Source organism: uncultured Rikenella sp. (assembly GCF_910577125.1).
In the GTDB taxonomy this organism is placed as follows: Bacteria; Bacteroidota; Bacteroidia; order Bacteroidales; family Rikenellaceae; genus Rikenella.
Genome location: NZ_CAJTMN010000096.1, coordinates 1 through 7,415 on the forward strand (window position 1 = coordinate 1; position 7,415 = coordinate 7,415).

The following is a 7,415-nucleotide window of genomic DNA, read 5'->3' on the forward strand; positions in this document are numbered from 1 at the left end:
GAACCAGAAAAACTTTAGAGGATGCTTACGCATCCTAAAGCTGCCGGCGGCCCAGTTCTCGGATGATTTGTTGGGCCGAGGATTCTTCCGGGGCGCGATAATGCGGGAATTACCCTACGCGCCCCGGAGAACCCCGACCCAAAAGCAATCTCGAAGACTGAGGATTGCGGAGCCTGAGGAGTAGCGTAGCTAACTAAAAGTTTTTGGTGCCGCTTTTTTCAAAAAGCGGCAGTTCTCTGCGGGTAGACACAGACAAACGAACGGTTACAGTCATCAAAACGAGCGACCGGCACCTCCGCCCCCCGTTCTCCCGCCCCCGAAACCGCCGAAGCCACCGAGACCGCCGCCATGTCCACCGCCGAAGATCGGCGGAAACATCATCGGTCGTCCCCGATAAACCCTTCGGCCGCCGCTACCGCCACCTCCCCACGTATTCGAATCGTCATCGTCCGAGCCGCCCTTTCGGTAAGCACGAACCAATATAACCACCATCCAAACCACCACCCCGATCGTCAAAAGCCACGTCACCCCATCGAGCAGACCGAGTTTTTCTCCCGTTTCCCGCTCCGGCGCCGTGTATTCTCCACGCACCGCCGCCCGGATCGCCTCCGTACCCGCCGCTACCGCCGCATAATAATCCGGCGGATCGAGCTGCAGATACGGGATCATCTCGTCATCGATGATCCGCCCCGCCGTGATATCCGGCAGCGCCCCCTCCAGTCCATACCCCACCGCGATAAAGGCCTCGCCCCGACCGTACCGGTTCCGCGGTTTGACCAACAGCACCACCCCGTTGTCATGCTCCCGGCTTCCGACCCCCCACTGCTCCAGAATCCGCGTGGCATACTCCGCCGCCGGCCAGCCGTCGAGATCGGTGACCGTCACGACCGCAATCTGGGTCGAAGTCGCCGCATCGAAAGCCACCAGACTATCCTCCAACACACGCTGTTGCTCCGGCGAAAAGAGGTGGGCATAGTCGTTCACCAGCCGCGGCGGTGACATCGGCTGCGGAATCGCCTGCCCCCGCACACCGCCGCACACCCACAGCAACACTCCCGCCAGCAGCAGCCTCCATCGCTTGATACAACGACCCGTCATCCTGCGAAACACCCGAAAAAACGGTTAAAACTCCACCTTGGGCGCCCGTTCCGCCCCCGCTTCCGCCGCAAAGAACGTCTTCGGCGTAAAGCCGAACATGCCGGCAATCAGATTGCGCGGAAACTGCTGTACATACACATTATAAGCCTGCACCGCATCGTTGTAGCGTCTCCGTTCCGTCGCAATCCGGTTTTCGGTTCCCTCCAGCTGAGTCTGCAGATCGGTAAAGTTCCGGTTCGCCTTGAGATCGGGATAGGCTTCCGAAACCGCCATCAACCGGCTCAGCGCCGACGAGAGTTCGCCCTGCACCTGGGCATATTTGGCCAAGGTTTCCTCGTTCAAATCGTCGAAATCGATCCGTACCTGCGTCGCCCGGGCCCGCGCATCGATCACCCCTTCGAGCGTCGCCTGTTCATGCGCGGCATATCCCTTGACCGTCGCCACCAGATTCGGAATCAGGTCGGCCCGCCGCTGATACTGGTTCTCCACGTTGGCCCACTGCGCCGCAACCTCCTGACTGCGTTCCACCAGCCCGTTGTAATTGCCTTTGATCCAGCTGTAAATCCCCGCCGCTATCGCCACGATCGCCACCAGCACGATAATCAGTATCCAATGTCCTTTCTTCATCGTTTGTTTTCGTTTTTTGAGTTCTACAAATATAATCATTCTAAATTATATTTGTTCTGTCGAAAAATCAGCCCGCCATATGCCCCACCACCTGCGCCGAGTCATTGCCATCGGAATCTGCCTGTTTTTCCTTCGCTGCACACCCGGCTCCGGGCAGCGCTGGGGCGAAGAGCGGTGGGACACAACAACGAATTACCGGCTGACTGCCGAAACCGTGTCGTGGGACCGGCCGATCTACGGGGAGGGTGATTTCCTGTTCGCCGACGACCTCCTGATTTTCGAGGGAGCGACCGACGACGCTCTGTTCTCGGTCTACCGTTCGAAACACGACTCTCTGCTGTTTCTCGGTTCGTTTCTGCAACAGGGGCGCGGCCCGTGGGAGGCGACCGATGCGGAGGCGTTCTATTTTCCGAACTCCCGAACACTCGTCGCAGTCGCTTACAATCCGCTGGGACATTCGATCCGCATCCCGCTGGATTCGTCGGCACGGCTGTTCGACCTATCGAGCTGGAAGAAAGAACGTTATGGCGAAACGAATCCTATCCCGGCCTACGAACTCGTGCCGATCGACGACACCCTCTGCATCGCCCAGGCGTTCGACGGGCACAACGGCCTCTTCTCGCTGTACGACACCCGCCGCGAGGCGTGGGAAGCGCTGGATATTCCCTATCCGGACGACCGCGGTTCCATGCCCTATGGGCAACGGGCAGAAACCTATATGGGCAGTGTCGCGAAGCATCCGACACGGAATCGGTTCGCCTATTCCAATGCCAATTCGAAATTGGTCTTGTTGTTTGAGGTCGAAGAGGGAAAAGCGCAGCAAATCGAGCAGCCTTTCTGCCAGATTCCCGAATATGAACCGCAGGGGCGCGACCGGGTTCGTTTTACGGCGAACCACGACAACGGCTATCAATTGAGCGTCACCGAGAGAAGGGTCTACTGTGCAGACCCGCGGATCGACCGCCTCAACCGGGAGGCGTCGATCGCGCGGAACGGCTACGGCGCAGGCTACGTCCGGGAAATCTTCGTGATGGATTGGAACGGTCGGCCACTGGCGACCTATTCGTTGGATCGTCCGGTCTGTTTTCCGACGGTCTCGCCGGACGACCGCTATCTGTATGCCTTCGCGCTGGATGACAAGACGTTGGAGGGGTATTTCGTTCGCTTCCGGTTACCGGAACTTCCGCAATAAAACGCGCGCCGACCTCTTCTTGTCCCGAAGAGGCCGGCGCGCATATTTTCCCCGAGCCGCAGCTACAACTTGAGCAGCGCCTCCAAGTTGTTGAACCGGTTGTGATAGTCCTGCATCGACCGCCGGATCACCTCTTTCGCCTCGTCGGCCCCGTAGATGTGGGTAATCTCGACATTCCGCTTGGCGCCCGGCAAGTCCTTATAGGTCAGGAAGTAGTGCCGCAACCTCTCCACCACCAGCGGGGGCAGCTGCGACACGTCATCGATATTGCCGTAGACCGCATCGTGCTTCAACACGGCAATAATCTTGTCGTCGGCTTCGTCGTGGTCGATCATCCGAATGCCGCCCACCGGCTTAGCGTGAACGAGGATATCGCCGTGCGTAATGGTCTTCTCGGTCAACACGCACACGTCCACCGGGTCGCCGTCGCCGTGGATGTCGGTACGCTGCAAGGCTTCGTTGCTGAGCTGGGCCACGAGCTCGCCGCTATAGCTCTGGGGCAGAAACCCATACAGGGCAGGGACGGTATTGGAGTATTTCTGCGGCCGATCGATGAAAAGATATCCGGATTCCTTATCGACTTCGTACTTGACGGTGTCGGTCGAGACGATCTCGATAAAACAGGTCACCTTATCGGGCGCTTCATCGCCGATATTCACGCCGTGCCACGGATGGGACTTGTAACGCAATCCCATCAACTGACCCACAATCGGGTCCATCAATTTCGACATATCTCTCTGTCTTTATATTCGTTCTATTATCCGTGTCTACCCGCAGAGAACTGCCGCTTTTTGGAAAAAGCGGCACCAAAAACTTTTAGTTAGCTACGCTACTCCTTAGGCTCCGCAGTCCTCAGTCTCTGCGATTGCTTTTGGGTCGGGGTTCTCCGGGGCGCGATAATGCGGGAATTACCCCACGCGCCCCGGAAGAATCCCCGGCCCAAAGAAAGTCCGAGAACTGGGCCGCCGGCAGCTTTAGGATGCGTAGCATCCTCCAAAAGTCTTTTGGGTACCTTTTCTTCAGAAAAGGTACAGTTCCATACAGGGCAAAGAACGATAATCGAACAATTAAATTACAATGTATGTTCCGCGAGGAATCGTTCGCACTCCAGCGCCGCGATGCACCCCGAACCCGCCGCCGTGATCGCCTGACGGTAATGCGGGTCTTGTACGTCCCCCGCCGCGAACACCCCCGGCACATTCGTCCGTCCGTGATGCGTGAGGATGTACCCCTGCTCGTCGAGGTCGAGCTGTCCTTTGACGATTTCCGTATTCGGATGGTGGCCGATCGCCAGGAATATACCGTCCACATCGACCCGCCGTTCCGCTCCGTCGTTGGAAGCCAGCAGCATGCCCGTGACCCCGCTCTCGTCGCCCAGCACCTCTTTCGTGTTGTGTTCGAAAATCACCTCGATGTTCGGCGTCGTGAAGACCCTCTCCTGCATCGCCTTCGATGCCCGGAGATAGTTCTTGCGCACCACCAGATAGACCTGCCGGCACAGCGAAGCCAGATAAGTCGCCTCCTCGCACGCCGTGTCGCCCCCGCCGATCACCGCCACATCCTTCTTGCGGTAGAAAAACCCGTCGCACGTGGCGCACGCCGAGACCCCCATCCCCCGGAATTTCTGTTCCGACGGCAGCCCGAGGTACTTCGCCGACGCCCCCGTCGCGATGATGATCGATTCGGCCCGCAACGTCGTCGTTCCGCCGTCGATCTCCACCGCGAACGGGCGCGCGCTCAGGTCGAGCTTCGTCACCACCCCGAAGCGCACCTCCGTACCGAACCGTTCGGCCTGTTTCCTGAGGTCTTCCATCATCGCCGTTCCGGCTATTCCCTCCGGATAGCCCGGAAAATTCTCGATCTCGGTCGTCGTGGTCAGCTGTCCGCCCGGTTCGATCCCCTCATAGACCACCGGCGCGAGGTTCGCCCGGGCCGCGTAGATCGCCGCCGTATAGCCCGCCGGCCCACTGCCGACAATCAGACACTTAATAAGTTCGCTCATATATCGCATTTTTGAATTTACACGCCACCGACCCGCCGTTTTCTCCGGACGTTCGCAATCGCAAAGTTAATGATTTCGCCCGGGTTTCACTATCTTTGCAACGTGGAAAGATTTTCTCATAGAAATCCGAAAGGCATCCGACCGGTTCGGTGGCTGATCGGCGCCGTGTGTATCGGGCTCACGAGTTGTACCCCGAAACTGGCTCCGGTGACGACCACCGGACTGCTGACCCGTTCGTTCGACAACTACTCGCAATCGACCGTCGTGCGCAGCGAGCGGCTGATGACCGAGACCCGGAGCGAAGCACCCACCCCGAGCCGCATCCCGAAACAGGAGTACACCCGGGGGCCGCGCAGCAACAGCGAAGGCACCGTCGCCCGGTCGCAGGCCGAAGTGATCGCCCCGAGAAACTACGTCACCCAGTCGATTCCGTCGGCTGCGCCATCGGTTCCGGTACCCAAGCAGACCCGGAGTCAGGCGCGGCAGCAGGCCCGGCTCCGGGCCCAGGAGCAGCGGGCGGCCGCCGAACGGGAAAACGAACCGGTACGGCCGGTGCGAGGCGGCCTGGGGATTCCGAAAGCCACCGAAGCGTCGGCGGCTCAGATGAAGAACATTTCGTTCGTCACACGGCGGGCCGCTTCGCCGGAACCGACACCGCAGCCGGCACCCAAGCAGGAAGAAACAGCTCCGCAACCCGTTCCGGAAGCTGCGGCACCACAGCAGGTACAAGCCTCTGTGCAGACTGCGACAACCCCTCAGGCTTCCGTCCGACCGCCCCGGCAGCAACAGGTATCGGGCGCGGTGACACAAGTGTCGGAGGTCACGCCGATGATGACGGCCAAGGAGCAGCGGGCCTTGGACAAACGGCGAAAAGCCGAAGCCCGGCGCCTGCTGGCCGAGCGTCAGGCACAAGCCAAAGCGGCGGAAGCGGCCAAGGCGGAACAGCAGCGGACGATGGCAGCAGCGACGACGCGCCGAGCGCAATCGGCTGAGACAGAAACGGAGAGCGAAAATACCTACCCGGAAGAGCCGGCTACACAGGAGAACAGCACAGAATCGCAGCCTGAACAAGCTTTACAGGGCGTCCCGGCCCAAGGCGAAACGCAAAATTCGGACGACTCGGAGCTTTCGGCTTTAGCCCGGGCATTGACCATGCCGGACGCGACGGTGCGAGACAAACCGACACCGGCCTTCATCAACACGCCGAAAGAGGAAAATACGGTCGTCGACGAGGCGGAAGCGGCGGCAGCCAAGGAGGGGACGGTCACAGCAATCGCTCCGCCAGTGCACCAGTTCCAGCCGAACGAGACGGAACACGTCAAGTTCTCGTACTACGACCCGTTCGGCAAGGGAAACAACCGCTTCGTCGTGGTACTCAACGAGCAACGTTTCTGCTATCCCTATCCGGGCCGTTTCCTTTCGGGATATGGGCCGCGGGGACGGGGCGTGCACACGGGGGTAGACATCAAAGGGGTGAAAAACGACACGGTTCGGGCGGCTTTCGCAGGGACGGTGCGCATGTCGAAGCTCTACAGCGGATACGGCAACTGCGTGGTGATCCGCCACAAGAACGGGCTGGAGACGCTCTATGCGCACAACACGCGCAACCTGGTTCAGGTGGGCGACGTGGTGCGAGCGGGCGATCCGATCGGCCTCATCGGACGCACGGGACGGGCGACGACGGAACATTGCCACTTCGAAGTCCGGATCCAGGGACAACACATCAACCCGGCCTTAGTGATCGACTACCACAATCACCGGTTACAAGACGGGGTGCTCTCGGTGACGAAACAGGCCAACGGACGCATCGTGGCGCAAAACCGGGCGAGCGGTCTGGCACCGTCTCAGGCGACGGATCGCGAGGATACCGGTTCCGGCGATTCTGCGGGCGCTTCGGGCGGCAGCAAGACGAGCTCGACGACTTCGACAACGACTACTTATACGGTGCGGTCGGGAGATACGCTGTGGGGCATCGCACGGCGGTTCGGCACGACGGTGGCCAACCTCTGCGCACTGAACAACCTGAACCGCGAGGCGACGCTGCCCTTAGGCAAACGGCTGAAGATTCGGTAACCTCGACACCCTAAAATCAGACGGGAGCTGCGGCGGTGTTTCAGCACCGGCCGCAGCTCCCGTTTTCTCCGGACTTCTTCGCGGCAGAGCACCCCTCGCAACCGCAGCCGCAGCCCGATTTCTTCCCTCGCAACCTCCGTAGCACCCACACAAGCCCTATAACGGCACACAATCCGACGACTATCCAAACTATCGTATCCTGACTCATTTCTCTATTCAATGATTTAATCTGTTTTCCATACCATTCTTTGAGCTGGACAGAACCGTACCTTTCTTGAAAGAAAGGTACCCAAAGAACTTTCAGATAGCTACGCTACTCCTCAGGCTCCGCAGTCCTCAGTCTTCGAGAATCTCTTGGGTCGGGGTTATAGCGCGCCAAAGGTTGTGATTGCATTAAGCGCGCTACAACTCCCGGCCCAAAGA

General features: G+C 59.6%; 6 protein-coding genes and 1 pseudogene. 3 read left to right on the forward strand and 4 right to left on the reverse strand.

The annotated features are described in order from the left end of the window. Positions 1-273: 273 nt before the first annotated feature. Both QZ292_RS08725 and QZ292_RS08730 read right to left on the reverse strand, forming a co-directional pair. Positions 274-1,098 carry a TPM domain-containing protein gene (locus QZ292_RS08725; protein WP_294600617.1) on the reverse strand — a complete coding sequence of 275 codons (825 nt, stop codon included), beginning with the start codon at positions 1,096-1,098 and terminating at the stop codon, positions 274-276. Between the two features lie 24 nt (positions 1,099-1,122). Then, on the reverse strand, positions 1,123-1,725 hold the full coding sequence (locus QZ292_RS08730) for a LemA family protein (RefSeq protein ID WP_294600619.1): 603 nt from the start codon (positions 1,723-1,725) through the stop codon (positions 1,123-1,125). Between the two features lie 79 nt (positions 1,726-1,804). Here QZ292_RS08730 and QZ292_RS08735 point away from each other — a divergent pair, with 79 nt between their 5' ends. Continuing rightward, on the forward strand, positions 1,805-2,917 hold the full coding sequence (locus QZ292_RS08735) for a hypothetical protein (RefSeq protein WP_294600621.1): 1,113 nt from the start codon (positions 1,805-1,807) through the stop codon (positions 2,915-2,917). 62 nt (positions 2,918-2,979) lie between these two features. Here the strand turns inward: QZ292_RS08735 and QZ292_RS08740 are convergent, their stop codons facing one another. After that, complete coding sequence (locus QZ292_RS08740; RefSeq protein ID WP_294600623.1) at positions 2,980-3,648, reverse strand: inorganic pyrophosphatase; 669 nt, start codon at positions 3,646-3,648, stop codon at positions 2,980-2,982. Positions 3,649-3,989: 341 nt separating this feature from the next. Continuing rightward, on the reverse strand, positions 3,990-4,919 hold the full coding sequence (gene trxB / locus QZ292_RS08745; protein ID WP_294600625.1) for a thioredoxin-disulfide reductase: 930 nt from the start codon (positions 4,917-4,919) through the stop codon (positions 3,990-3,992). A 1,383-nt stretch (positions 4,920-6,302) separates the two neighbouring features. Here trxB and QZ292_RS10385 point away from each other — a divergent pair. Further along, positions 6,303-6,665, forward strand: a pseudogene (locus QZ292_RS10385) (M23 family metallopeptidase); the annotation flags it as partial. Between the two features lie 198 nt (positions 6,666-6,863). Beyond that, complete coding sequence (locus tag QZ292_RS10390) at positions 6,864-6,992, forward strand: LysM domain-containing protein (protein WP_365331435.1); 129 nt, start codon at positions 6,864-6,866, stop codon at positions 6,990-6,992. Positions 6,993-7,415 lie beyond the last annotated feature (423 nt).

Excerpts from the sequence above, each read along its gene's own strand:
- QZ292_RS08730 (WP_294600619.1), bottom strand. The coding sequence starts at position 1,725 with ATGAAGAAAGGACATTGGATACTGATTATCGTGCTGGTGGCGATCGTG.
- QZ292_RS08740 (WP_294600623.1), bottom strand. The coding sequence starts at position 3,648 with ATGTCGAAATTGATGGACCCGATTGTGGGTCAGTTGATGGGATTGCGT.
- QZ292_RS08735 (WP_294600621.1), top strand. The coding sequence starts at position 1,805 with ATGCCCCACCACCTGCGCCGAGTCATTGCCATCGGAATCTGCCTGTTT.
- QZ292_RS08725 (WP_294600617.1), bottom strand. The coding sequence starts at position 1,098 with ATGACGGGTCGTTGTATCAAGCGATGGAGGCTGCTGCTGGCGGGAGTG.
- trxB (WP_294600625.1), bottom strand. The coding sequence starts at position 4,919 with ATGAGCGAACTTATTAAGTGTCTGATTGTCGGCAGTGGGCCGGCGGGC.